This is a genomic window from Actinomadura verrucosospora (assembly GCF_039540335.1).
Lineage (GTDB): Bacteria > Actinomycetota > Actinomycetes > Streptosporangiales > Streptosporangiaceae > Spirillospora > Spirillospora verrucosospora.
The window spans coordinates 130,897-156,015 of record NZ_BAABEV010000016.1 but is presented as its reverse complement, the minus strand read 5'-3'; the positions used below and the strand labels follow the sequence as shown (position 1 = coordinate 156,015).

Below are 25,119 nucleotides of genomic sequence, written 5' to 3'. Positions count from 1 at the left end.
CACGTTGTCGCGCTTGTCGATCTCGAACTCAAGCCAGGCACCCCGACTCGGGATCACCCGGCACCCGTAGATGTCCTTGTCCGACGCCTTGTCCAGCGCCCGGTCGAAGTACACCCCCGGCGAACGCACCAGCTGCGAGACCACGACACGCTCGGTGCCGTTGATGATGAAGGTGCCCTTGGGGGTCATGAGCGGGAAGTCGCCCATGAACACCGTCTGGCTCTTGATCTCACCGGTGGTGTTGTTGATGAACTCCGCCGTGACGAACATCGGGGCGGAGTAGGTCATGTCCTTGTCCTTGCACTCCTCGACGGAGTACTTGGGCGGCTCGAACCGGTGGTCCCGGAACGACAGGGACATGGTTCCGGAGAAGTCCTCGATCGGACTGATCTCTTCGAAGATCTCCTCCAGCCCCGACTGCGTCGGGACGCTCTTACTTCCGGCCTTCTGGGCCGCCTCGACCCGGGCCTTCCACCTCTCGTTGCCCAGCAGCCAGTCGAACGAGTTGGTCTGCAGAGCAAGGAGGTCCGGGACTTCGAGCGGCTCCTTGATGCGCGCGAAGGAGACGCGGTTCGGACCGGTTGCGGTATTCGAGGCGTTGCGCGAGGCTGCCAAGAGTGGTCCTTCCGAGGGCTCGCGGCGTAACAGATGACACGCACGCCAGACGATCCACGTTCGAGACCTGCTCAAAGAGGGCCAAACCGGACCCTCAAAGGGGCCTGAACCGGACCTTCACAGGTGTGCTCTCACACGTGGATAGTCAGAGGGCAGCGCAAAGGGGCAGTGTAGCCGAACCGGTACACCGCTCGCAACTCTAGCGCCGCAGTATGCATCACGTTGCCATGGAGCATCGCCCCTCAGCGCCTCTCAGTCAAGAGCGGACTTGGACTTTTCAGGCCCTGACCTGCAGTGAGGAAGGCCATAGTTTAGGGATCCGGGTTGACAGCCCGCGAACCGTCCACGACGGCGGGTCGCGCGCCCTCGGACCGTTCGGCCCGCCGCCTCGTCTAGGCGCGGCCCGAGGGGGTTAACAGCGACTCGTCCGCGCGCCGTGGCGGCCGTCCGGAAGACTCCGGGAGAGACAGGCGTCCGGGCCCGGAGGGGGCGGGCGCCCGGCCCAAGACCGGCGCCCGGCGCGTGCGGCGGCTAGGAGAGGACCGTGAGCTCAGAGGCGAGCCACTTGCCGTCCTTCTTGACCATCGTCAGCTTGATCCGGAGCGGCTCGGGGAGGCGCTGCTGCTTGTCGGTCTTGGTCGCCGACGACCGGTTGGCGTAGACGAGCGCCACGACCTTGTCGGGGGTCGCGCTCACGACGCCGACCTTCATGACCGTCGTGTTGGAGACGGCCTGCTGCTGGACGGCGACGGTCTTGAGTTGCTGGGCGAGCTTGTCGTACTGGGTGTGCAGCTTGCCCGTCGTGGTCGCGGACGCGGCCTTCAGGTCGGTGTCCAGCGTCTGGTAGTCGTACGAGGACAGCTTCTGGGCCGCGCGGGACGCCGCGAAGGACGCCTCCTTGGACGCCTGCTCGGTCGCGTCCTGCTCGCGGACCTTCAGCGCCAGCGCCGTGGTGGCCGCCGCGAGCGCGACCGCCAGGACGACCAGCACGGCGATCACGGTCGACCTGCCGCCCAGCCGGGACCGGCCCGCCGGCTCGTCGTCGTCCTCGTCGTCGTCGCCCTCGTCGGTCGCCTTGACCGGCTTCTTGAGGTTCAGGCGCTTGGTCCTGGGGGCCTTGGCGGGCTTCGCGTCCTCGCCGTCTTCCTCGCCTTCGGCGTCTTCCTCAGCCTCGGATTCCTCCTCGGCCTCAGCGGCCTCAGCGACCTTCGCGGTCTCGGCGCTCTTCGCAGCCTTGGCCTTCTTCGGAGCCTTGGCCATCTTGGTGGTCTGGGCCGTCTTGAGGGACTCGGTCTCGTCCTCTTCGGCCTTCGCGTCGTCGTCGCCGACGGCCTCGTCGTCCGTCTCCGCCGCTGATTCGCTCCCTGCGGCGTCGGCGTCGTCGGACGCGACTTCAGACGCCTTACCGCCACGACGGGGCTTCTTGGGGGATTTGAGGGCCTTAGGAGTCTCCTCCGGAACGTCCCCTTCGGGCGTCTCGGGCTCCTCGGGCTCCTCGTCCGCCGCGGCCGCTTCGGCGGCGGCCGCCTCGTCCGCGGCGATCTGGGCGAGGCGCGCGGCCTCCCGGGCCTTCGCGGCGGCCTCCTCCGCCAGGCGCGCCGCCTCGGCGGCCTCCTCGGCCCTGGCCGCTCGATCCGCCTTGATCGTCACGGGACAACCTCCAGTCCGGACACGAGCCAGCGGCCGTCGACCCGCGTGAGGTCCATCTGGTACCGGTAGCCCTGCGGCGTACCGTTCTGCACCTTGTCGTTGGTGACGGTCCCGGTGAGGGACACCATCACCTCGGCGGAGTCGCCGTCGATGGAGACCAGCGCGGCGTCGACGTCACTGACCGTCGACTTGGCCTTGGCCTTGGTGATCTGCTGCATGAAGGCGTTCGACTGGCTTCCCAGCTTGTTCCTGAGGTCGCCGGTGGTGCCGCCCACGATGCGGTCCAGGTCGCGCTGGGCGGTGGCGGCGTCGAGCGACATCAGGTTGACGCCCATCTGCCGCGCCGACTGGATCGCCTTCGCCTTCTGGTCGGCCTCGTCCTTGTTCCTGAGGGAGACCACGCCGAGCCAGCCGGACGCGACGGCGAGCCCCACCACGACGACGCTCAGGACGATCGCGGTGACGAGGGGTAGACGGCGCCTCATCGTGCCCGCCTCACTGGCTCAGCGGTCCGAGCAGGAGCCACTTCCACGAGGATTCCTCTCCCAACTGGCGTGTACCGGCGCTGCGCGGCATGACGTATCGCTTGCCATCGGGGCCGTAGACGGCGCCCGTCGCTGGATCGTATCCAGCGAATTCGACTGAACCGGCCGGATACGACAGGTACAGGTTCCCGCCCGCGAGCTGGCCCGTCGGGGCCTCCGCGGCCTTCGCCTTGCTCTTGCCGGAGCCCTTGGCGTCCGTCTTGCCGCCGTCGCCGTCGCCGCTGCCGGCGCCGTCGCCGCGGGTGCCGTACGCGCCGCCCTCGGGGAACCCGGCCCCCGTGGTCGCGCCCGGCGGGACCTGCGGGAACGGCGCGATGGCGTCGCGCGGGAAGTTGCGGGCGCCGCGCACCGCCGTGGGCGCGTTGTTCGGCGCCTTGCAGCCGACGTCCAGGCGCGGCTTCTTCTTCGAGGTGTCCTGCGGCCAGCGGTGCTTGACCTTCTCGTAGCCCTGCGTGCAGGCGGGCGGCCCGTCGATGTTGAGGTCGAGCCCCAGGTGCTGCGTCCCGTCCCCGGGCGTGACGGTGAACGCGCCCGCGACCGTCACCGGGTAGAGGATGAACAGCGACCGCAGGCCGGCCTTGCGGGACGCGACGATCTGCCCCGTCGTGGTCAGGTTGGCCAGCAGGACGGGCAGCGTCGGCGCCAGCTGGTTGATGGCCTGGTGGGTCTCGTTCACCGCGCCCGGAGCGCTGTCGATGGTCTTGCGCAGCGCCGGGTCGTCGTTGCGGAGCGAGGTGGTCAGCGCGTTCAGGTTGCGGGCGAAGCCCTGGATGTTGGCGCCCTGGCCGCGCTGGGTGTCGAGGACGGTCACGCTGTTGTTCAGCAGCCGCTCGGTGTCGGGGTAGGCCTCGTTGGCGGTCTTCAGCAGCCGGTCGGTGTCGTCCAGGATCGACTGGAGGTCCGAGGCGGAGCCGGTGAACGCCTTGTTCAGCTCGTCCACGATGATGCCGAGGTCCTTGGTGTTCACCGACCCGACGAGGGAGTCGACGTTGCGCAGCAGCTCGGCGGTGGACACCGGCAGCGTGGTGCGGCTCCGCGGGATGGTGTACGGGTCGCCCTCGTCCAGGTAGGGCCCGGACTTCGTGGTGGGCTCCAGGTCGATGTACTGCTCGCCGACCGCCGACCGGTTCGCCACGACGGCCTTGGTGCCCTCGCGCGGGATCCGCTTTCCGCGCTCCAGCAGCAGCTTGACGCGGATGCCGTCCTTGGTCAGCTCCAGGGGGCCGACGCGCCCGACCGGGACGCCCCGGTAGGTGACCTCGGCGTTGGTGAACACGCCGCCGGAGTCGGTGAGGTCGACGTAGGCGACGTACTGCTTGCCGAGCAGGTCGCGGCCGATGCCGATGTAGTTGACCGAGACGATCGCCACGCCGACGACGGTGATGACCGCGAAGGCGATGAGCTGGACGATGACGCCGCGCTTGAGGATCACGAGAGGCCCCCCGCCATCAGGGTCCGCAGACCGCCGTCACCGGGGTCGGGCGCGAGCGCGCCCGGCCGTCCCTGGCCGTTCGTGCCGGCCGGCTTCCCCGGGGTCTGTGTGGTGCCGCCGGGAAGCCCGGGCAGCCCGCCCTGGCTCCCGCCGCCCGGCGTCTGCGGCAGGACGCCCAGCGGGGAGTCCGGGAGCGTCACGTTCGGCACCTGGAGCATGCCGCGCATCTGCTTGCCGCTGCCGAGCAGCCCTTCCAGGTCGGTGCCGCCGAGCAGGTTCTGCGCGATGGACTCGAAGTCCAGGTCGACGGTCAGCCGCACGTTGCCGTAGTCGCCCGCGATGACGTTCTCGAACGTCGAGGGGAACGGGAAGGTGATCAGCGTCTCCAGCGACTTCGGCAGGTCGGAGCCGGCCTTGTTGAGGTTGCGCAGGATCGTGTTGAGGTCCCGCAGGTTGGCCAGCATGTCGGCCTTGGATTGGTTGATCACGTAGGTGGTGGTGCGGCTGAGCTTGTTCAGCGCGACCAGCATCTTGGTGAGGTCGGCGCGGTTGCGGTCGAGGACGGCGATCGCGGGCCCCGTCCGGTCGATGGTGTCCTGGATCGTCTTGCGCTCGGCCGCCAGCTTGCCGGTCAGCCGGTCGATGCTGTCCAGCGCCCGGGTGATCGCTGCGCGGTTCTGGTCCAGCGTCCCCGCGAAGGTGTTCACCCGCTGGAGCACCGACTTGATCGTGGACTCCCGGCCGCCCATCGCGGCCTGCAGCTCGTGGCTGATCGTGGAGACCTGCTCCAGGCCGCCGCCGTTCAGCAGCAGCGACATCGCCGACAGCACCTCTTCGATCTCGGTGCCGCGGGAGGTGCGGTTCAGCGGGATCAGGTCGTCGTCGGCGAGCTCCCCGACCGGCGCCTCGTTCTTCGGCGGTTCGAGCTGCACGAACTTCTCGCCGAGCAGGCTGGTCTGGCTGATCGTCGCGATCGCGTTGTCGGGGAGCTTGACGTCGCCGCGGAACTTGACCGTGACGACGGCGTGCCAGCCGGCGCCCTGCCCGCCCTGCCCGCTCTGCCCGCCGGGCTCGCCGGCCAGCTCGATCTTCTCGACCTTGCCCACCGACACGTCGTTGACCTTGACCGCCGACTGCGGGACGAGGTCCAGCACGTTCGCGAACTCGATCTTGACGGTGCGCGGGTGGGAGCCGAGGTCGGGCCCGCCGGGCAGCGGCAGCGACTCCACGCCGTTGAACGAGCAGCCGGACAGGGCCGTCACGCCCGCGAGCGCCGCGGCGCCGAGCAGCCGCGCCCTTCCGATCGACCGCCTGGTCATCGGCCACCTCCAGGCAGCAGCGCCGTGACGTCCGTGGGCTTCTTCTGGGTCCCGGTCGCCGCGGGCTTGTTCGTCGTGCTCGTCTTGCCGGACTTGCCGGGCCTGCCCTGCGGGCCGTAGGCGTCCGGCGGGATGGGCACCGGGTCGTAGTGCGTGGTCAGCGCGGTGATCCAGGACAGGTCCAGGCTGAAGCCGGTCAGCGCCTTGCCGATCCCGTTGTACGGCTTGACGAAGTCGAGGCACTCCTTGGCGGGCGTGCCCACCGAGTACGCCAGCGAGCAGATCCAGTCGGCCAGGTCGTGGAACTGGCGGAAGTTGTCGCGGGTGTGGATCGTGCCGCTGATCGGGTCGTAGGCGCGGGCCAGGTTGTTCACGGCGAGCGGGCCGGCGGTGAGGATCTCGGCGAGCGCGCCCTTCTCCTTCACCAGCACGCCGGTGACCTGCGCGAGCTGCCGGACGTTGGCGGCCAGCTCGGTGCGGTTGCCCTTGACGAATCGCTGCACGTTCCGCAGCGTCGGGGCAAGGGTGTTGAGGGCCGCGCTGAGCTCCTCCTTCTCCCCCGCGAGCTGCCCGGAGACGCCGTTGAGGTGCCCGGAGAACGACTTGATCTGCTGGTCGTTGGCCTTCATCGCGTCGGTGATGATCCGCAGGTTCTTGATCGTCTCGGCGACGTCGCCGCGGTCGGTGCTCAGCGTGCTGAGCGCCTTGGACGCGTCGGCGATCGTCTGCCGGATGTCCTCGCCCTGCCCGTCCAGGTTCGCCGCGCCGACCTGCAGCAGCCGCGACAGCGAGCCCTGCTGGCCGTTCGCTCCGGGCGCGTTCGCGCCCTGCGGGCCGAGCGCCCGGGACAGCTCGTTCAGGTTGCCGCCGACCTCGTCGACCTCGACCGGCACCGCGGTGCGGTTGGTGCCCAGCGTCGCCCCGTCGGCCAGGACGGCGCCGCCCTTGTAGACGGGCGTGATCTGGACGTAGCGGTCGGCGACGAGGGTCTGGTTGACGATCACGGCCTGCGCGCCCGCGGGAACCTTGTACTCGGCGTCGTACCTCAGCTCGACCTTCACCGCGTCCCCGACGGGCTCGACGCTGGTGACCTCGCCGACGGGGATGCCGAGGATGCGGACGTCCGCGCCCTTGTACAGGCCGACCGCCTTGGTGAAGTACGCCGTCATGTGGCGCTGCTTCGGCTCCTGGAGGACGAGCAGGAGCACGGCGGCCAGCACCGCGACGGCGAGGATCGCGCCGCCCAGGCGGAGGATGCTCGTGGAGTTACGCACTGGTGACCTGCCTGCTCACGGGAGGAAGGGCAACGGGTTGTCGGTGTTGCCGGTCGTGCCGGTGCCGGGCGATCCGCCGCCCGGACGGGCGCCCTGCCTGTTCGTCGTCGCGCCTCCGCCGGACGGGGGGTTCTGGATCGAGGCGGGGATCGGGATCAGGTTCTGGATCCACGAGTCGAACCAGCGGCCGGTGCCCGTCACGTCGGAGAACTGCCGGGCGAACGGCGCGAACAGCTGGAGGATCCGGTCCAGGTTGTTCTGGTTCTTCAGCAGGATCCGGTTGACCGCGGCCAGGTTGTCCAGCATCGGGCGCAGCTGCGCGTCGTTCTCGTTGATCAGCGCGTTCACCTGCTGCGACAGGGTCACGGTGTTGATCAGCAGCTGGTGGATGACGTCGCGCCTGGCCTGCACCGCCTGGAGCACCTTGTCGCCGTCCTGGACGAGCTTGGCGAAGTCCTGGTTGCGGTCGGCGAGCAGCTTGGAGACGTCCTTGGCCTTGCCGGCCAGCTCGTGCAGCTCGTCGTCGCGGGACGCGACCGTGTTGGACAGCCGGCGCAGCCCCTGCAGGGAGGCCCTGACCTCCTCCGGGGAGTTCTTGAAGGTGTCCGACAGCACGTCGAAGGACTTGGCGACCTGCTGCACGTCGATCGCGCCGACGCGCTGGCTGAGCTCGCTGATCGCGGGGACGACCTCGAACGGGGTGTGGGTCCGCTCGATCGGGATGTTGCGGGCGAGCCGGCCGCGCCCGCGCGGGTTCAGCGCGAGGTAGTGGGCGCCGAGCACCGTCTTGATCTTGATGTCGGCCTCGGTGCGGTCGCCGAGCCGCACGCCGTCGTCGACCCGGAAGGTGACCTTCACGTGGTCGCCGGCCAGCTCCAGCCCGGTGACCTTGCCGACCTTGACGCCCGCGATCCGGACCTCCTCGCCGGCCCGCAGCCCGGCCGCCTCCCGGAACGCGGCGGTGTGGGTCCTGCCGCCGGAGACGAACGGGATGTTCTCCAGGTTCATCGCCAGCACCACCAGCACGATGATGATCGCGAACGCGGAGAGACCGATGGGGACCGGGTTGCGTTCCCGGAACGGGATCCTCATCTACTTGCACCTCGCGTTCTCGTTCACGATCGCCGGCGTCTGGTAGACCGGTCCGCCCGGCAGCCGCACCCGCGCGTCGAGACCGCAGATGTACATGTTGAACCAGGAGCCGTAGGAGGAGATGTTCACCAGCCCCTCCAGCCGCTTCGGCGTCCGCTGCAGGCCCGCGTCGAGCTCCTTGCCGTTCGCGTCGAACGTGGCGGTGAGCTTGCGCAGCCCCGCGATGTCGTCGCGGAGGTCCGGGCGGGCGTCGGCGAGCAGGTTCTGGGTGGTGCCGGTCAGCTCGTTGATCGCCGCCACCGAGTCGAAGATCGCCTTGCGGTCCCCCGAGACCCCGCTGACGAACCCGCGCAGGTCCGTGATCAGCTGGTTGACCTCGGTGTGCCGCTCGTCGATGGTGCCGAGCACGGTGTTCAGGTTGTCGATCACCTGGCCGATGACCTTGTCCCGGTCGGCGAGGGTGTTGGTCAGCGACGCCACGTGCGCGAGCAGGCTGTTGATCGTCCCGCCCTCGCCCTGGAGCACCTGGATGATCTGCATCGCGAGCGTGTTGACGTCCTTGGGCTCCAGCGCGCGGAACAGCGGCCGGAACCCGTTGAACAGGGTCGTCAGGTCCAGCGCGGGCGTGGTCTGCCCGATCGGGATCGTTCCGCCCGGCCGGAGGTAGTCGTTGGCCTGGCCGGCGCCGTCGGTCAGCGCCAGGTACCGCTGGCCCATCAGGTTGCGGTACCGGATCTGCGCCTTGGTGGACGAGGGCAGCCCCGCCTTGAACACGTCCTCCTTCTGGAGGCTGAACGTCACCTCGGCCTTGTCGCCCTCGTACAGCTCGATGTGCTCGATCTGGCCGACCCGGACACCGGCGACGCGCACGTCGTCGTTGTCGAGCAGGCCCGTCACGTCCGAGAAGATCGCCTTGTAGGTGGTCGTCTCCCGGAACCGCATGTTGGAGATCGTCATCGCCAGCACGCCGGTGGCCAGCGAGGTGACGACCACGAAGATCCCCAGCTTGATCGCCGCACTGGTCGTCCTCACTTGACCGTCACCACCGATCCGTCGCCCAGCAGCGGCCCGAACATCAGCGCCGCGACGTCGGACAGCTGGTCGGCGCGGGTCCGCGTCACCGGTCCGAGCACGTTCTTGATCTTGTCCTTCTCGCTCATCGAGCCCGGGTCCACGAAGACGTTCGACAGCGCCCGGCCGCGGCTCCCGCCGCCGTTCGGGTCGTCGGGGTTCTTCCACCACAGGTCGTCCTGCGTGCCGTCCAGCGCCAGGTAGGTCGGGGACGGGACCTTGGGGTTCGGCAGCCCGTAGCAGCGCGGGTCGCGCTGGTCCTTGGCCTCCGGCTTGTCCAGCGGGTACTTGTAGCCCGGCACCGGCTTGACGATCTCGATCGTCAGGTTGAAGGTCTTGGACCCGTTGCCGCCGGCCACCCGCTGCGACTCCGGCCTGAGCTTCATCAGCCCGGCGAACACGCACGGCAGGGACGGCGAGTAGCGCGCGACCAGGTCCAGCCCGTCCCGGTTCGCGATGTTGAAGCCGATGATCTTCGGGGCGTTCTGCCGCATGAACACGTCGCCGTCCTGCGCCAGCGCGGTCGTCGCCGGGATCAGCTGCTCGATCGTCGCCTTCTTGTCGGTGATCGTCCGGCTGGTGACGTTGAGGTTGCGGAGCGTCTGCAGCAGGTCGGGCGCCGCGGCGCTGTAGATGTCGGAGACGTCGGCCAGGCCGTTCAGGTCGTGCACCAGCGTGCCGAGCTGCGGGTTGACCTTCCGCAGCAGCTCGTCGGCCTCCTCCAGGTTCCGGCCGATCTGGTCGCCGCGGCCCTGCAGCGCCGTCGCCAGGGCGTTCAGCGTCGCGTTCAGCTCCGCCGGCTTCACCGCCTGCAGCAGCGGGAGCAGGTCGTTCAGCACCTTGTCGATCTCGACGGCGGCCTGGGAGCGGTCTTGCTGGATCACCTGGCCCGAGCGCAGTCCCATCGGGCCTCCCTGCGCCGGGGCCGCCAGGTCCACGTACTTCTCGCCGAACAGCGTCTTCGGCAGCAGCCGCGCCTGGACGTTGCGCGGGATCAGCTTCGCCTTGCCCGGGTCCAGCGCCAGGTGGAGCGTGGCCCCCCGCGCGTCGGCGTCGGTGCCGCGCACCTCCCCGACGATCAGACCGCGGATCTTCACGTCGGAGTGCGGCAGCAGCTGCAGCCCCGCCCGCTCCGTCCGCACCTTGACGTCGAGCGTCGGCGTGAACGCCTTGTTGTACAGCGCCACGGTCAGCGCCAGCAGCAGGATGATCACGACGACCATCGACGCGCCGAGCACCCGGTAACGCAACCGCTCACTCATGCCGGCCTCCTGTGGAGGGACGACCCCCCACACCCCCCGCGTTCGCTCCGCTCATCCACGTCACCCCGCGATCCGGACGCTGGTGGTGGTGCCCCAGATCGCCATGCCGAGCATCAGGTCGACCACGTTGATCACCACGATGCTGGTGCGCACCGCGCGGCCCACCGCGACGCCGACGCCCGCCGGGCCGCCGGAGGCGTGGTAGCCGTAGTAGCAGTGGATCAGCATCACGAGCACCGCGAAGACGATCACTTTTCCGAATGACCACAAGATGTCGTACGGCGGTAGGAACAAATGGAAATAGTGGTCATAGGTGCCGGTCGACTGGCCGTAGAACATCGTCACGATGACCCGGGTCGCGCCGTAGGAGGCGAGCAGTCCCACGATGTAGAGCGGAATGACCGCGATCATCCCGGCGAGCATCCGGGTGGTGACGAGGAACGGCATCGACGGGACGGCCATGACCTCCAGCGCGTCGATCTCGTCGGAGATCCGCATCGCGCCGAGCTGGGCGGTGAACCCGCAGCCGACCGTCGCCGACAGGGCGAGCGCCGACACCAGCGGCGCGATCTCGCGGGTGTTGAAGTAGGACGCGACGAACCCGGTGAACGCGGCCGTGCCGATCTGGTTCAGCGACTCGTAGCCCTGCAGGCCGACCTGGCTGCCGGTGAAGAACGTCATGAACCCGACGATCACCACCGAGCCGCCGATCACCGCGAGGCCGCCGGTGCCGAGGCTCACCTCGGCCAGCAGCCGCAGCACCTCCTTGCGGTACCGGCGCAGCACCCGGAACACCCACGCGAACGCGCGGGCGTAGAACGACATCTGGTGGCCGAAGTCGTCCAGCCGGTCGAGCGGCGCGCTCGCCACCCGCCGGGCGGCCTTGCCCGTCTTGCCAGGGGCAGCCATCTACATCCCCTTCGACGGGACGAACTGGAAGTACAGCGTGGAGATCAGGAAGTTCTCCAGGAAGAGCAGCATGAACGTGATGACGACGGTCTGGTTGACCGCGTCGCCCACGCCCTTCGGCCCGCCCTTGGCGTTCAGGCCCTTGTACGCGGCGACCAGGCCCGCGGTGATGCCGAAGACGAACGCCTTGAACTCGGCCTGCAGCAGGTCGGGCAGCTGCGCGATGGCGTTGAAGGAGGCCAGGTAGGCGCCGGGGGTGCCGCCCTGCAGCATCACGTTGAAGAAGTAGCCGCCCAGCAGGCCGACCACCGAGACCAGCCCGTTGAGGAACAGCGCGACGAACGCGCAGGCGAGCATCCGCGGCACCACCAGGCGGTGCAGGGGGTTGATGCCCAGCACCTCCATGGCGTCGATCTCCTCGCGGATCTTCCGGGAGCCGATGTCGGCGCACATCGCCGACCCGGCGGCGCCCGCGACCAGCAGCGAGGTGACCAGCGGGCTGGCCTCCCGGACGATCGCGACCACCGCGGTGGCGCCGGTGTAGGACTGCGCGCCGAGCTGCCGGATCAGCCCGCCGACCTGGAGGGACAGCACGCCGCCGAAGGGGATGGCGACCAGCATCGTGGGGACGACGGTGACGCTGACGATGAACCAGGCCTGCTGGATGAACTCGCGCCACTGGAACGGCCACTGGAACATCGCGCGGCCGGTGTCCAGGCACAGGGCGAAGAACCGTCCCGGTTCCTTGATCGCGACGTTGGCCGCGCCGTCCCCGATCTTGCGGAACGTCGCCGAAGAGCCCCCGCCCTTTTTTGCCCCTCGCTGGTCCGCGCCGATACCAGGAGTGGACATCAGTAGCCTGCACCCGCTCCCGGCCGGCCGGGCGGCGGGGTGCCGGGGAACCCTCCCCCGGGTCCGCCGGGCGGCGGACCGGCGGGCGGCATGCCGCCGGGCGCCCCGTGCGCGCCGCCGGCGGGAGTGCCGACGGGCGTCATGGACGCCACGTACCGGGGCCACTCCTCCACCCAGTTGCGGCCGAGGTCGTCGACGAACGAGCCGGGCGGCGGCGTGACGCCGTGCGCCGCGCACCAGGCGCCGGGCGCGTGCATGCCGGCGCGGATCAGCCCGTTGCTCGGCATCTGCTGCGGCGGGATCGGCGGCAGCTTGCCGGGGTCGTGGCCCATCTTCGCCTCGGCCTCCAGCTCGGACTCGTCCTTCTCCTCGGACATGCCGATCGGGCCGATCTTGCTGGCGTTGAGGAACTGCCGGACGACCGGCTCCTCGCTGGACAGCAGCATCTCCCGCGGCCCGAACATCGCCAGGTGCCGCTGGTACAGCAGGCCGATGTTGTCCGGGAGGGTGCGGGCGGTGTTGATGTCGTGGGTGACGATCAGGAACGTCGCGCCGATCTGCGCGTTGAGGTCGATGAACACCTGGTTGAGGAACGCGGTGCGGACCGGGTCGAGGCCGGAGTCCGGCTCGTCCACCAGCAGGATCTCGGGGTCCAGGACGAGCGCGCGGGCCAGGCCGGCGCGCTTCTTCATGCCACCGGAGATCTCGCCGGGAAGCTTGTGCTCGGCGCCGAGAAGACCGACCAGGTCCATCTTCTCCATGACGATGCGCTTGATCTCGGACTCGGACTTCTTGGTGTGCTCGCGGAGCGGGAAGGCGATGTTGTCGAACAGGTTCATGGAGCCGAACAGGGCGCCGTCCTGGAACAGGACGCCGAACAGCTTCCGGGTGTCGTACAGCTGCGACTCGGGCAGGTAGGGCAGGTCCCTGTCGCCGATCCAGATGTGCCCGCGGTCGGGCTTGAGCAGCCCCACGAGGGACTTCAGGAAGACCGACTTTCCGGTGCCGGACGGACCCAGGAGAACGGAGATCTCACCTGCGGGAATGGTCAGCGACACGTCCTGCCAGATCACCTGGCGGCCGAAGGACTTCGTCAGGCCCTCGACTCTGATCTCGACGCCCACTCGTCACCTTTCGTCCAGGCCGGGGGAATCCCGAACCAATGAGCGAGTAGCACTCAGGCTCTTTCTGTCGTCACACCGCGTTCTGTCTCCACGCCGCGTTCCGTCGTCACACCGCGTGTCCGCCGCATTGCTACCGTCCGGTAGCCGTGACGGGTGCCACTACCGTAGCGGCCCCCCGTCCAAATGGAAGGGGTTCCGACCCAGATCAGCGGCCAAATGCGACGTTGTAAGACAATCGTTACTTACGGCGTCTATGAGACTAGTGGTCCAAGAACCGGAGCCTCAAGACCGGGGGTGCCGGGGACGGCCGCGACCCTGCGGCCCGCCGCACTGCGGGGACGCGAGCGGCCGGGTGTGGCCACCGCGTCAGACGGGACGCTACGCCGCGCGCGGGAAGCCGCACAACCCGCCGGGACACACGGTTTCCCGCAGGTGTTTGTCACCTCAGCACAGAAAACAGACCTTCCGGGCATCGCCGGTCCACGTTCCGCGACAAGGCCATCCGCCTGCCGCCCGCCTGCCGCCCGCCGGGCGCGACCCGGCCCGCGAGCACCCCCGGCAAGCAAAGGAGGCGGCCACCCCATCGGGGTGACCGCCTCCTGGAGAGCAGTGGAGCCGCGCGGGCTCCGGAGCTCTGGAGCGTCGTTACTTGACGGTGACCGAGGCGCCGGCCTTCTCCAGGGCCTCCTTGGCCTTGTCGGCCGTCTCCTTGTTGACCTTCTCCAGCAGCGGCTTCGGCGCGCCGTCGACCAGGTCCTTGGCCTCCTTGAGGCCGAGGCTCGTCAGGGCGCGCACCTCCTTGATGACCTGGATCTTCTTGTCGCCGGCACCCTCGAGGATGACGTCGAACTCGTCCTGCGCCGGGGCCTCCTCGGCGCCGCCGACCGGGCCGCCCTGGCCCGGGACGACGGCCGCGACGGGGGCGGCGGCCTTGACGTCGAAGACCTCTTCGAACTGCTTCACGAACTCGGAGAGCTCGAGAAGGGTCATCTCCTTGAAGGCGTCGAGCAGGTCGTCGGTGCTGAGCTTCGCCATGATGATTCCTCCGCTATGGCTTGTGATCTGGGGTGGTACGGGAACCGCGGGTTGCCTACTCGGCGGACGCCTCGGCGGCGGGTGCCTCGGCGGTCTCGCCCTCGGCCTCGCGCTTGGCGCGCAGCGCCTCGGCGAGCTGGGCGGCCTGCGTCGGCAGCGCGTTGAACAGCGCGGCGGCGTTGGCCATCGAGCCCTTCATCGCACCGGCCAGCTTCGCGAGGAGCACCTCGCGCGACTCGAGGTCCGCCAGCTTGGTGATCTGGGCCGCGTCCATCGACTGACCGTCGATGAAACCGCCCTTGATCACCAGCATCGGGTTCGCCTTGGCGAAGTCGCGCAGGCCCTTGGCGGCCTCGACGACGTCGCCGCGGACGAACGCGATGGCCGACGGGCCTTCGAGCAGCTCACGGAACTGCTCGTCGACACCGGCCTCGTTCGCGGCGCGCTTGGTCAGCGTGTTCTTCACCACGCGGAACCGCGCGGTCTCGCCGAGGTTGTCGCGCAGCTCCTTGACCTGCGCGACGGAAAGCCCGCGGTACTCGGTCAGCACGGCGCCGTTGGAGCTCTCGAACTCGTCCTTGAGCTCGGCGATCGCCGCGTCCTTGTGGGCCTTGGCCATAGCCCTCCTTCCGATTACCTGGGTGGTCCGATCCACGCCGCAGTCCGCGGACGAACTGGGCGCCGATCCACCAAAAAACGCCCCGGCGCAGGCGCACGGGGCGTCCAGGCACGGCACGGAGGCCATGCGGGAAGCTCTCGTCTCACCTACGCAGGCCGCCCGAACTGAGTCGGGTCCTTCGGTCACCTCGCGGGAGGTGACGACCGGCGGTCTTCGGCATCGGACAGCATACGTGTCCTGACCAAGGACACCAAATCAGCGGAACAGAGCGAGGGACCGCACCCCGGGCGGGGCGCGGTCCCTCGGTCGTGCTCAGGCCAGGATCAGGATCCGCCGGGCAGGCCGCCGCCGCCGAGCCGGCCCATGATCTCGCCGAAGTCCGTGACCTCGCTCGCCGGCGGCTCGGTGACCTGCACCGGCTTGCCGTAGTCGCGGTACTTCATCGTCATGGTCATGTCGCCGGTGGTCGACTGCGTCGACCTCATCGTCATCTGGCGCGGCAGCTGCTGGCCGTCCACCCACAGGTCGAAGTTCATGGCCTGGAGGCCGGTCGTGCCGAGGCTCTTGCGGTAGGCCTCCTGCGTCTCCGGGGAGAGCTTGGCGACCGCGTCCTCCATCCGGTACGTGCCGGTGTAGTGGGTCGTCTGGACGCCGTCGATGGTCTCCTTGCCGACCTCGCGCGCGTCCTTGGACGCCGTCAGCATCTTGGTGTTCTGCACCGGGTCCATCTGCCGGGACTGCCGGAGCAGCTCGTCGATGTTCATCCCGGACTTGGCGCCCAGCTCGTCCAGCGAGATCTTGATCCAGGGCTTGGTCCCGCCGCCGAGCTGGGACAGCATCGGCATCTTCATGTACATGGTCCGGCCGACGAGCCGCTGCTCCATGCCGCCCGTCGGCTTGCCCGCGACCGTCATCTGCCCGAAGTTCATGCTGTAGGCCAGGTCGGGCTTCGTGCGGTACTGCATCGTGCCGCTCATCGTCATGTCGCCCGTCGACGAGCCGGTCGACTTCATCGTCAGGTCGGCCTGGAACGAGTCGATCTGGCCGGTCTTCTCGGCGGCCTTGCCGAGGACCTGCGCGGCGGACAGCCGGAGCCCCTTGCCGGCGTCGTCCACCGTCTTCCCGGCCTCGCCGAGGCAGCCGGTCAGCGAGAGGGCGAGGCCGGTGGCCAGCGCCGTGCCTGCCGCGAAACGACGGATCATCAGGGGGGTCTCCTTGCTCTCCTTGGCACCCGAGGGGTAGGGCCGAACGGTACATCAGACGCAAATGACCCCGCTGCGGTTCACCGTTCTCAGTTGCCGCCCAGGGCGGCCGGGAGGGACAGCTGCCCCACCTGGTCGGACGGAGGCGTGTTCACCCTGAACGACTTGCCGTAGTCGCTGTAGAGGACGGTCACCGACCCGTTCTCGCCCTTCGAGCCGGTCGCCTTGGAGACGAGCTTGCGCGGCAGGTTGTCGCCGTCGGTCCACAGATCGAAGTTGATCTTGCCGTTGGCGCGGTCCTTCGGCAGCCACTGGTGGACCTTCGCGCGGGCCTGCGCGTCGAGCCGGTTCAGCGCGTCCTCGACGGTGACCGTCCCGGCGTAGTGCGTCGTCTTGACCCCGTCGACCGTCTCGGTGCCGACCCTGCGGGCGTCCTTGGAGCCGGTGAACATCTTCGTCTGCTCGGCCGGGTCCACCTTCTGCACCTGGTCGACCAGGCCCCGGACGTCGAAGCCGGTCCGCTGCGCCATCTGGTTCACGTCGATCTTCACCCACGGCTTGCCGCCGCTGACGAACTGCGCGAGCTGCGGGACCTTCGCGTACAGCGTGTTGCCGGTGAAGACGGCCTGGCCCTTGGCGCCCGGCACGCTCTGCCCGTTCTGGCTGAAGTCGTCCAGCTTCGCGCTGAACTCCAGCGACGGACGCAGCCGGAACTGCCCGTTGGCGTGGACCTTCCCGTCGCCGCCGCCGGTGCCCGTCACCGTCAGGTCGGCCTTGAACGTGTCGGCCTTGCCGGTCTTCTCGGACGCCTTCAGCAGCGCCTGGTTCGCGCTGAGCTTCATGTTGCCGGTGTTCTCCGTCCCGTCCCCGTTGCATCCGGAGAGGAGGAGCGCGGCACCCACTGCGGTGCCGCCGGCCGCCACCACGAGTCGTCGGTTCATTAGGGTTGAGCCTCCCTTGTCGCCCTGCTGGTGTTCCCAGTCTCTTCGGGCGTTAACGGAAGGGCATCCCCCGGTAGTACGAATGGCCCCCCGCCCGGTACGACCAACGGCGTAGCCCTTCCCCTGACCCGACGTCAGGGGTGTCCGGCGTCCCGGAGCCGCGTCAGCGGTAGGCGCCGAAGGTCATCGACCCGGCCAGCCCCGCGCCGGGCGCCTGCCCGCTGAGGCTGATCGAGGTCGGCCGGGCCTCGCTGTCGGCCAGCAGGTCGAGCCCGCATCCGGTGTCGTCCGGCACCCACTTGCGGAACGCCGCCACCGCGTCCTGCGGCAGCAGGGCGTACACGCCGCCCATGAGCGTCTGCGCGGTGAAGCGCGTCAGCCCGGCGGCGTCCGGCTCGCTCGCCGTCATGCCGGGCAGCGTCCCGATCATGAAGGTGAACTGCCGGGGGTCGGAGCCGCTCTGCAGGCCGCCCAGCTGCGCCGGGGTCAGCGTGGACCGCGTCCACTTCTGCCCGTCGTAGCCCTTGAGCGTGCTCCCCTGGACGATCACCTTCTGGGTGACCCTGGACAGCTCGCCGCCCTTCATCGTCCGCGTGACGCCGGTGGCGCTCATCGAGAACTTCGGCCACAGCGTGAACGTGGCCGTCTCGACGGCGTGCTGGTAGTCGCCGTCCGAGCCCACCGTCACCTTCAGGTCCGTCTTGCGGGTGAAGGAGTGCAGGCTGGGACCGGGCTGGGGCGGCGCCGTCGGCAGGTTGTGCGCGGCGCCCCCGTTTCCGGGGGTGCGCGTGCCGGGACGCGCGCTCGCGCCCGGGGCGGCTCCCGGCGCGCCGGGCGTGCCCGGGGAGACCGTGGCGGACGCGGCGCCGTTGGGGTTGGCCGGGTCGCGCTGGGCCATCGCCGCGGAGGGGGGCAGCACCCCCGCGTCCTTCGGCGAGTCGCCCCCGATCTTCACCACCATCAGAATCGCCGTGGGCACGACGGCCACCGCGGTCACGGCGGAGATGGCGATGGCCCGATCGGTGCGACGCTTCACGCGGCAATTCAACACCAGGTTCCTCGCCGGTAACAAAACAATCGGATACCAGATTGTCCGGTTCTGGACTGCGAGACGTGTATCCGCCGATTCAGGGGATTTCAGGGCGGTCTGTCAGCTCGGCGCGGAGGGCGGCCTTGCGGACCTTGCCGGTCCCGGTGCGCGGGAGCGCCGTCACGAACTCGACGCGCCGCGGCGTCTTGAAACCGGCGAGCCGGGCGCGGCACGCCGCCGTCAGGTCCTCCTCCCGCGGCGGGACGCCGTCCGGCACGATCACCGCGCACACCGACTGGCCCCAGCGCGGATCGGGCAGCCCCACCACCGCGACCTCCCCCACCCCCGGGACCGTGCGCAGGACGTCCTCGACCTCGCGCGACGAGACATTCTCCCCGCCCGTGATGATCACGTCCTTGAGCCGGTCGGCGAGGTACAGGTAGCCGTCCGCGTCGACGCGGCCCGCGTCACCGGTCCGGAACCAGCCGCCCGCGAACGCCTCGGCGGTCGCCTCGGGATCGTCCCAGTACCCGTCCGCCACCTGTGCTCCCCGGACGACCACCTCGCCCAGCGCGCCGGGCGGCAGCGGCGCCCCGTCCTCGCCGATCACCGCGATCTCCGCGCCGTCGCCCGGACGGCCCGCCGACGCCGCCAGCTCCGGCCTGCCCGCCACCGCCGCGCGGTGGTCCGCCGGGGACAGGAACGTCGCGTTGCCCGACAGCTCGGTCATGCCGTACCCCTGGTTCAGGTCGCAGCCGAGCGCCGCGTCCGCGCGGCGCAGCAGCGGCACCGGCATCGGCGCCGACCCGTACGCGATCACCCGGACGGTGGCCCGCAGCGCCTCCAGCGCCGCCGGGTCCCCGTCCAGGTGGGCGAGCAGGTCCTCCAGCATCGTCGGTGCGAGCGACAGGTTCGTGACGCCGTGCCGGCGCGCCGCGTCCACCAGGGCGGCCGGACCGAACCGGCGCAGCACGACGGCGTGCCGCCGGAACAGGTGGTGCAGGACGACCTGGTAGCCCGCCACATGACACAGGGGGAACGGCGTGCAGAACACGTCGTCCGGCGATACGGGACGGCCCGACGCCGTGACCGCCATCCCCGCCAGCAGGCTCCTGTGGGTGAGCCGCACGCCCTTCGGCCTGCCGGTCGTGCCGCTGGTGAACATGAGCCAGGCGACCTCGGCCGGATCGCGGCCGTCCTCCCGCGGAGGGGCCGGGCCGTCCCACGGCAGGTCGGCGACGTCCACGAGCGGCGGACGCCCTGCGGGAAGTCCTCCCTCGCGGGCCAGCCTCTCCAGCAGGTCCGGCTCACCGATGACGAGCTCGGCGCCGCAGCGGACGACCTGGTCGGCCCATTCGCGCGGATGCAGCCTCTGGTTGAGCGGCACCAGGATCCTGCCTTCGCGCGGAACCCCGTAGTAGGCCGCCACGTACTCCAGCCGGTTGTGCGCGAGCAGCGCCACCCGCGCTCCCGGCGAGCACCGCGCGGACAGGTGGGCGCTCAGCGCGTCCGTCCGGGCGCGCAGCTCGCGGAACGTCCAGGTCGTGCCGTCGACCGACAGGGCAGGGGCCTCGGGGGCGTCCTCCGCGGCCGCGTCGAGCACGTCGTACAGCCGGTGGACGTCCCGGCGCAGCGTCCCGCCCATCGCATCCCCTTCGCCGACGACGATCCGGGCGCCGAATCTAGCGGCGGACCGGTGCGCGGGGCCGGCCGCGTCCCGCTGAGCGCGACCTGAGGAAGGCCGCCCGACCATCCACAGCCTGTGGAAAAAAGCGAACAGGGCGCCCCCGCGGTGGGGACGCCCTGTTCGACGGCGTTCGACGCCGGGCTCGATCAGGCCTCTTCGAGCTCGGCCGTCAGGTTGCGGACCGCGTTCGGGTCCACCGGGATGCTCGGGCCCATCGACGTGGTCAGCGCCGCCTTCTTGACGTACCGGCCCTTCGCGGCGGACGGCTTGAGACGCTGGATCTCGTCGACCGCGGCGGCGTAGTTCTCCACCAGCTGGCGCTCGTCGAAGGACGCCTTGCCGATGATGAAGTGCAGGTTCGCGTGCCGGTCGACCCGGAACTCGATCTTGCCGCCCTTGATGTCGGAGACGGCCTTGGACACGTCCATCGTGACCGTGCCGGTCTTCGGGTTCGGCATCAGGCCGCGCGGACCGAGCACCCGGCCGAGCCGGCCGACCTTGCCCATCTGGTCCGGGGTCGCGACCACGGCGTCGAAGTCCAGGAAGCCGCCCTGGATCCGCTCGATCAGGTCGTCCGAGCCGACCAGGTCGGCGCCCGCCGCCTCGGCCTCCTGCGCCTTGGCGCCGACGGCGAAGACGAGCACGCGGGCGGTCTTGCCGGTGCCGTGCGGCAGGTTGACCGTGCCGCGGACCATCTGGTCGGCCTTGCGCGGGTCGACGCCCAGCCGCATGGCGACCTCGACGGTCGCGTCGAACTTGGTGACCGCGGTCTCCTTGGCCAGCTTCACGGCCTCGACCGGGCTGTACAGCCGCTCCCGGTCGATCTTCTCCGCCGCGGCGCGGTAGCCCTTGCTGCGCTTCATGTGCGTTCCTCCAGACGGAACTCGTGGTAGGGGCCAGCGCCGGCCCTCCCACTGGGACGTGTTACTTGACCTCGATGCCCATCGACCGCGCGGTGCCGGCGACGATCTTCTCGGCGGCGTCCAGGTCCTTGGCGTTGAGGTCGGGCATCTTGGTCGTGGCGATCTCACGGATCTGGTCGCGGGTGACCGAGCCGACCTTGGTCTTGTGCGGCTCGCCGCTGCCCTTCTCCACGCCCGCGGCCTTCAGGATGAGCTGCGCGGCCGGCGGGGTCTTGGTGACGAAGCTGAACGACCGGTCCTCGTAGATGGTGATCTCTACGGGGATGACGTTGCCGCGCTGGGACTCCGTGGCGGCGTTGTACTGCTTGCAGAAGTCCATGATGTTGACGCCGTGCGGACCGAGCGCGGTACCGACGGGCGGCGCGGGCGTGGCCTGCCCGGCCTGCAACTGGACCTTGACGAGCGCGGCGATCTTCTTCTTCTTGGGAGGCATGCCTCTCCCTCGTGTTCCGTTTCGTGTGGTCCCGACTCCCGGAGACCGGGCAACACGGCGGGCGGAACTAGACCGCCGCGTTGGGACCTTGGCCGACCCCGCGTCCCCGCGTGCGCGGGGAACGACACCGCACCCCGAAGAGCGCGGTGATTCGAGGTCATCCCCGCGCGAGCGGGGCGATGGGCGCCGGTCTCCGATGATCGGAGGCCGGGAACCCGGGCCCGTCCGCGCCTCGGCGGGGACGGCCCGTCCAGGATACGGCCTGGCCTGAGCGGCCCGGACGTCTCTCGGGGACGGGTGAGACCGTGGACGCCTGTCAGATCTTGGAGACCTGGTTGAAGGAGAGCTCGACCGGCGTCTCGCGACCGAAGATGGAGACCAGCACCTTGAGCTTCTGCTGCTCGGCGTTGATCTCGTTGACGGTGGCGGGGAGGGTGGCGAACGGGCCGTCCATGACGGTGACCGACTCGCCGACCTCGTAGTCGACGGTGGCGGGGGCCTTGGCCTGCTCCTTGGCGGCCTTGGCGACGCCCTCCTCCGGCTCGGGGGCCAGCAGGTTGGCGACCTCGTCCAGGCTGAGCGGGGACGGCTTGTTCAGCAGGCCGACGAACCCGGTGACGCCGGGGGTGTTGCGGACCGCGGCCCACGACTCGTCGGTGAGCTCCATGCGGACGAGGATGTAGCCCGGCAGGACCTTCTCGTTGACCTTCTGGCGCTTGCCGCCCTTGATCTCGGTCACCTCGTGCTGCGGGACCTCGATCTGGAAGATGTAGTCCTCCATGTTGAGGGTCTGCGTCCGGGTCTCGATGTTGGTCTTGACCCGGTTCTCGTAGCCCGCGTAGGAGTGCACGACGTACCAGTCGCCCGGCTGGAGGCGCAGCTGCATCTTGAAGTCGGCGTACGGGTCGGCCGGCGGCTCGGCGGCGGCCTCCTCCTCGTCCGCCTCCTCCTCGGCGGCGCCCTCGCCCTCGACGGACGCGGCGAGCTCGGCGGCGCCCTCGGCCGCGTCCGGCGCGGGGCCCTCGCCTTCGAGCTTCGTGTCCGCGGGCTCGGCGTCGCCGGCGGAGACGACCGCCTCGGCCGTCTCGTCGGCGGGCTCAGCCACCTGGTCGGCCGCAGCAGCCGCAGCGGACTGGGCCTCTTCAACGGCCTCGTCGTAGGGCTGTGAGGGCTCGGACACGGTCAACTCTTCTCTCGGTCTGCGGTGATGGACTTGCGAAGGTACGGCGGGGCCCGTCGCCCGGCCCGGGCCGGGCTGCGTCAGCCGAAGAGCTGGTAGATGCCCTTCTGCAACCCGTAGTCGATGCCGGAGACGAGCGCGACCATGACCAGCACGAACACCAGCGAGACGGTCGTGTAGGTGACCAGCTCCCGCCGCGTCGGCCAGATGACCTTGCGCAGCTCGGCGATGATCTGGCGCACGAACAGCGCGGGCGAGGTCCGCTTGGAAGGGGCCTTCTTCTTGCCCTTGCCCTCGTCCTTGGCCTCGGGCTCGTCGCGAGTCTCAGTCGCCATTTGCCGCCGTTCACCTCATAGGTCGTGATTCAACCACCCTGTGGTTGCCGCGCGGTCCCGTGCCGCGGAGTGCCACGGCGACGCCATGGCGCGGCCGGCACGGGTGCGCGCACCGCACCTCGCAGGGCAGGAGGGACTCGAACCCCCAACCGCCGGTTTTGGAGACCGGAGCTCTACCAATTGAGCCACTGCCCTTCGCTTCTCCGGCTAAGGAGAAACCCGACCACAGGATCGGGTGGGTGCCGGGTCCCAGCTTACGGCCTGATTCGGTGCCCGCGTGCGGACAGGCTCGTATACCGGCGACACGTCACTTGGAGGAGGAGTCTACGTGCCCGAGGGGCCCGCGTCGAACCGGATATCGGGGGGCCTCCGGAAGGCCGCGGCGAGGACCCGTCCCACCGGCGCGGATATATGGCTGCGGGTCCCGGTGCGACGTCTGTAACGATAGGGGTATGAGCATCGACCGTCCTCGAATCTCCAAGCGCATCGCCGCGATATCCGAGTCCGCCACGCTGGCCGTCGACGCGAAGGCCAAGGCGCTGAAGGCGGCGGGCCGCCCGGTCATCGGGTTCGGCGCGGGCGAGCCCGACTTCCCGACGCCCGACTACATCGTCGAGGCCGCGGTCACCGCGTGCCGGGTGCCGCGCTTCCACAAGTACACGCCCGCGGGCGGGCTGCCCGAGCTGCGCGCCGCGATCGCCGAGAAGACCGAGCGCGACTCCGGCTACCGGGTCGAGGCCTCCCAGGTTCTCGTGACCAACGGCGGCAAGCAGGCGGTGTACGAGGCGTTCGCGGCGCTGCTCGACCCGGGCGACGAGGTGATCGTCCCGACGCCGTACTGGACGACCTACCCCGAGTCGATCAAGCTGGCGGGCGGGGTGCCCGTGGACGTCGTCGCCGACGAGACCACCGGCTACAAGGTGAGCGTCGAGCAGCTGGAGGCGGCCCGCACCGACCGGACGAAGGTGCTGCTGTTCGTCTCGCCGTCCAACCCGACGGGCGCGGTCTACAGCCGCGACGAGATCGAGGCGATCGGGCGCTGGGCCGACGGGCACGGCCTGTGGGTCGTCACCGACGAGATCTACGAGCACCTCGTGTACGGCGGCGCCGAGTTCCACTCGATGCCCGTGGTGGTGCCGGAGCTGGCCGACCGGACGCTCGTCCTGAACGGGGTGGCCAAGACCTACGCGATGACCGGCTGGCGGGTCGGCTGGCTGATCGGCCCGGCGGACGTGGTGAAGGCCGCCCAGAACCTGCAGTCGCACGCGACGTCCAACGTGGCGAACGTCTCCCAGGCCGCCGCGCTCGCCGCCGTGACCGGCGACCTGTCGGCGGTCGCGGAGATGCGCGTGGCGTTCGACCGGCGCCGGCAGACGATGGTGCGGATGCTGAACGAGATCCCGGGCATGGTGTGCCCCGAGCCGGAGGGCGCGTTCTACGCCTACCCGTCGGTCAAGGCGCTGCTCGGCAAGCAGCTGCGCGGCAAGCGCCCCGAGACGTCGGTGGAGCTTGCGTCGCTGATCCTCGAAGAGGCCGAGGTCGCGCTGGTGCCGGGCGAGGCGTTCGGCACGCCGGGCTACTTCCGGCTCTCCTACGCGCTGGGCGACGACGACCTGGTCGAGGGCGTCTCGCGCGTCGCGAAGCTGCTGTCCGAGGCGAGCTGACCTCCACGACACGCCGCGCGCGAACCCGCGCACACGAAACCGGCCCCGGGTGCACATTTCCCGGGGCCGGTTTCGTATGGGACGGGTTCCGCCGGTTCCCGTCCCGGGAAGTCCGGCGGGACGTCCCGCGCACGGCCCCTCTCCGCCGTGGGACGCCCCGCCGGAACGGGGTTCAGGGGCGCACGCCCTCGGCGATGCGCATGAGGCGGTCCTTGGCCGAGCCGGAGGCGGTCACGGTGACGCCGACCCCGCGCCGCGCCAGCCAGGAGATCTGCCGCGAGGAGTCGGGGCGGTCGCCGGTCAGCGCGGGCATGCCGTGCACGGACGTGCGGCCGGGGATGCCCGGCACCCGCATCAGGTCCTTCGGGCCGGTCAGCCCGCCGCCCTTCACGAGCGCGACCTCCACCCAGCCGCCCTCGCCGCGCCACGCGCAGGTCGTGGTCCTGCGGTCGGCGTCGCCGGTGACCTCGCAGGGGCCGACGGCGGCCAGGCCGTCGGGCAGATACGTGATCCATTCCGGCAGCACGCCGGTGACGCCGTCCGGGCCCGGCGTGGCCGGGGTCCGCCCGTCGCCGGACGAGCCGCGCGGCTCCGGCCTGTGGGAGGCTCCCGCCTCGGGACTCCCCTTGGGGGACGGGGACCCGGGGAGGCCCGAGACGGGAGGTCGCTCCGGCAGCCGGAGGGGCGAGACGGTGTCGCTGGGACGGGTCGTCTCGGTGTCTCCGGCCGGTGTGGCCCGGAACGACTGATAGGTGGGCACGAGGGCCAGGGCCGCGACCGACGCGGCCGCGACGCCGGCGGCCGCGTGGAGCCGGGCCTTGCGGCGGCGGTGGCGGCGCTTGACGTCGGTGACGAGCGACTGTGACGCGGTCGCCCCGGCCACCTGCTCGGCCATGGCCTTCCGCAGTTCACTCTCCAGATCCAT

The 25,119-nt window shown here is 70.1% G+C and carries 23 protein-coding genes, 1 tRNA gene and 1 pseudogene; 1 reads left to right on the top strand and 24 read right to left on the bottom strand.

What is annotated here, in order from left to right:
- The 23 genes and pseudogenes from ABD944_RS19525 to ABD944_RS19415 form a co-directional block, all read right to left on the bottom strand.
- Positions 1 to 615, bottom strand: a pseudogene (locus ABD944_RS19525) (DNA-directed RNA polymerase subunit beta); the annotation flags it as partial.
- A 531-nt stretch (positions 616 to 1,146) separates the two neighbouring features.
- Positions 1,147 to 2,265 (bottom strand): hypothetical protein, encoded by a 1,119-nt coding sequence (locus ABD944_RS19520; protein ID WP_345178461.1) that lies wholly within the window; start codon positions 2,263 to 2,265, stop codon positions 1,147 to 1,149.
- Positions 2,262 to 2,750 (bottom strand): nuclear transport factor 2 family protein, encoded by a 489-nt coding sequence (locus tag ABD944_RS19515; RefSeq protein WP_345178460.1) that lies wholly within the window; start codon positions 2,748 to 2,750, stop codon positions 2,262 to 2,264. Before ABD944_RS19515 ends, ABD944_RS19520 begins: the two co-directional genes overlap by 4 nt.
- 10 nt (positions 2,751 to 2,760) lie before the next feature.
- Positions 2,761 to 4,242, bottom strand: coding sequence for an MCE family protein (locus ABD944_RS19510; RefSeq protein WP_345178458.1), 1,482 nt, complete (start codon positions 4,240 to 4,242; stop codon positions 2,761 to 2,763).
- Positions 4,239 to 5,561 carry an MCE family protein gene (locus ABD944_RS19505; RefSeq protein WP_345178457.1) on the bottom strand — a complete coding sequence of 441 codons (1,323 nt, stop codon included), beginning with the start codon at positions 5,559 to 5,561 and terminating at the stop codon, positions 4,239 to 4,241. The genes ABD944_RS19510 and ABD944_RS19505 overlap by 4 nt, the downstream gene beginning before the upstream one ends.
- Positions 5,558 to 6,835, bottom strand: coding sequence for an MCE family protein (locus ABD944_RS19500; RefSeq protein WP_345178455.1), 1,278 nt, complete (start codon positions 6,833 to 6,835; stop codon positions 5,558 to 5,560). Before ABD944_RS19500 ends, ABD944_RS19505 begins: the two co-directional genes overlap by 4 nt.
- A gap of 15 nt (positions 6,836 to 6,850) precedes the next feature.
- Positions 6,851 to 7,927: an MCE family protein gene (locus ABD944_RS19495; protein WP_345178454.1), complete on the bottom strand. Its 1,077-nt coding sequence runs from the start codon at positions 7,925 to 7,927 to the stop codon at positions 6,851 to 6,853.
- Positions 7,928 to 8,959 carry an MCE family protein gene (locus tag ABD944_RS19490; RefSeq protein ID WP_345178452.1) on the bottom strand — a complete coding sequence of 344 codons (1,032 nt, stop codon included), beginning with the start codon at positions 8,957 to 8,959 and terminating at the stop codon, positions 7,928 to 7,930.
- The gene (locus ABD944_RS19485) at positions 8,956 to 10,260 is read right to left on the bottom strand and encodes an MCE family protein (RefSeq protein WP_345178451.1); all 1,305 of its coding nucleotides are present in this window, start codon (positions 10,258 to 10,260) and stop codon (positions 8,956 to 8,958) included. Before ABD944_RS19485 ends, ABD944_RS19490 begins: the two co-directional genes overlap by 4 nt.
- Before the next feature lie 60 nt (positions 10,261 to 10,320).
- Complete coding sequence (locus ABD944_RS19480; protein ID WP_378188722.1) at positions 10,321 to 11,169, bottom strand: MlaE family ABC transporter permease; 849 nt, start codon at positions 11,167 to 11,169, stop codon at positions 10,321 to 10,323.
- On the bottom strand, positions 11,170 to 12,021 hold the full coding sequence (locus ABD944_RS19475) for an MlaE family ABC transporter permease (protein ID WP_425550309.1): 852 nt from the start codon (positions 12,019 to 12,021) through the stop codon (positions 11,170 to 11,172).
- Positions 12,021 to 13,145: an ABC transporter ATP-binding protein gene (locus ABD944_RS19470; protein ID WP_345178449.1), complete on the bottom strand. Its 1,125-nt coding sequence runs from the start codon at positions 13,143 to 13,145 to the stop codon at positions 12,021 to 12,023. The genes ABD944_RS19475 and ABD944_RS19470 overlap by 1 nt, the downstream gene beginning before the upstream one ends.
- A 645-nt stretch (positions 13,146 to 13,790) precedes the next feature.
- Positions 13,791 to 14,180: a 50S ribosomal protein L7/L12 gene (gene rplL, locus ABD944_RS19465; protein WP_345178448.1), complete on the bottom strand. Its 390-nt coding sequence runs from the start codon at positions 14,178 to 14,180 to the stop codon at positions 13,791 to 13,793.
- 55 nt (positions 14,181 to 14,235) lie between these two features.
- On the bottom strand, positions 14,236 to 14,799 hold the full coding sequence (gene rplJ / locus ABD944_RS19460) for a 50S ribosomal protein L10 (RefSeq protein WP_345178445.1): 564 nt from the start codon (positions 14,797 to 14,799) through the stop codon (positions 14,236 to 14,238).
- A gap of 323 nt (positions 14,800 to 15,122) precedes the next feature.
- Positions 15,123 to 16,001 (bottom strand): SCO4651 family lipoprotein, encoded by an 879-nt coding sequence (locus ABD944_RS19455; protein ID WP_345178443.1) that lies wholly within the window; start codon positions 15,999 to 16,001, stop codon positions 15,123 to 15,125.
- A gap of 89 nt (positions 16,002 to 16,090) precedes the next feature.
- Positions 16,091 to 16,942, bottom strand: coding sequence for an SCO4651 family lipoprotein (locus ABD944_RS19450; protein ID WP_345178440.1), 852 nt, complete (start codon positions 16,940 to 16,942; stop codon positions 16,091 to 16,093).
- 163 nt (positions 16,943 to 17,105) lie between these two features.
- Positions 17,106 to 17,978, bottom strand: coding sequence for a hypothetical protein (locus ABD944_RS19445; protein ID WP_345178439.1), 873 nt, complete (start codon positions 17,976 to 17,978; stop codon positions 17,106 to 17,108).
- A gap of 91 nt (positions 17,979 to 18,069) precedes the next feature.
- Positions 18,070 to 19,617 (bottom strand): class I adenylate-forming enzyme family protein, encoded by a 1,548-nt coding sequence (locus ABD944_RS19440; protein ID WP_345178437.1) that lies wholly within the window; start codon positions 19,615 to 19,617, stop codon positions 18,070 to 18,072.
- Positions 19,618 to 19,805: 188 nt separating this feature from the next.
- Entirely contained in the window at positions 19,806 to 20,522 is a 717-nt protein-coding gene (gene rplA, locus ABD944_RS19435; RefSeq protein WP_149259625.1) for a 50S ribosomal protein L1, read from the bottom strand.
- A gap of 61 nt (positions 20,523 to 20,583) precedes the next feature.
- Positions 20,584 to 21,015, bottom strand: a complete 432-nt coding sequence (rplK, locus tag ABD944_RS19430) for a 50S ribosomal protein L11 (RefSeq protein WP_345178434.1) — start codon at positions 21,013 to 21,015, stop codon at positions 20,584 to 20,586.
- A 316-nt stretch (positions 21,016 to 21,331) separates the two neighbouring features.
- The gene (gene nusG / locus ABD944_RS19425) at positions 21,332 to 22,120 is read right to left on the bottom strand and encodes a transcription termination/antitermination protein NusG (RefSeq protein WP_378188796.1); all 789 of its coding nucleotides are present in this window, start codon (positions 22,118 to 22,120) and stop codon (positions 21,332 to 21,334) included.
- A 155-nt stretch (positions 22,121 to 22,275) separates the two neighbouring features.
- Complete coding sequence (secE, locus tag ABD944_RS19420; protein WP_345178429.1) at positions 22,276 to 22,530, bottom strand: preprotein translocase subunit SecE; 255 nt, start codon at positions 22,528 to 22,530, stop codon at positions 22,276 to 22,278.
- A gap of 122 nt (positions 22,531 to 22,652) precedes the next feature.
- A tRNA-Trp gene (locus ABD944_RS19415) sits at positions 22,653 to 22,725 on the bottom strand.
- A 257-nt stretch (positions 22,726 to 22,982) separates the two neighbouring features.
- Here ABD944_RS19415 and ABD944_RS19410 point away from each other — a divergent pair.
- Positions 22,983 to 24,194, top strand: coding sequence for a pyridoxal phosphate-dependent aminotransferase (locus ABD944_RS19410; RefSeq protein ID WP_345178426.1), 1,212 nt, complete (start codon positions 22,983 to 22,985; stop codon positions 24,192 to 24,194).
- A 172-nt stretch (positions 24,195 to 24,366) separates the two neighbouring features.
- On the opposite strand, the gene ABD944_RS19405 is transcribed toward ABD944_RS19410, so the two are convergent.
- The gene (locus ABD944_RS19405; protein WP_345178424.1) at positions 24,367 to 25,119 is read right to left on the bottom strand and encodes a hypothetical protein; all 753 of its coding nucleotides are present in this window, start codon (positions 25,117 to 25,119) and stop codon (positions 24,367 to 24,369) included.